The organism is Pantoea sp. GbtcB22 (assembly GCF_019091025.1).
GTDB classification, from domain to species: domain Bacteria; phylum Pseudomonadota; class Gammaproteobacteria; order Enterobacterales; family Enterobacteriaceae; genus Pantoea; species Pantoea leporis.
This window is the reverse complement of sequence record NZ_JAGXKB010000770.1, coordinates 1-239: the sequence shown is the minus strand read 5'-3', so window position 1 is coordinate 239 and position 239 is coordinate 1. Positions and strand designations below refer to the sequence as shown.

At 58.6% G+C, this 239-nt stretch carries 1 pseudogene; it reads left to right on the top strand.

Annotation, left to right across the window (positions count from 1 at the left end):
- Window positions 1-239: pseudogene (locus KVT28_RS26635) on the top strand (alanine--glyoxylate aminotransferase family protein); the annotation flags it as partial.

Sequence of the window (239 nt, the reverse complement as noted above, 5' to 3'; positions counted from 1 at the left end):
CAAGTGCGTGGAAGAGGGGATCCGCACCGCCGATCATCAGGATGGCGCCGACGAGATGATCTACTCCATCTATTTCAATCTCGGCATGATCATGGATTACTGGGGCCCGGAGCGCCTCAATCACCACACCGAAGCCACCACCGCGCTGTTTGCCGCGCGTGAATGTGCGCGTCTGATATTGGAAGAGGGATTAGATAACGGCATCCCGCGCCACAAGGTGCACGGCGATGCGCTGCTGA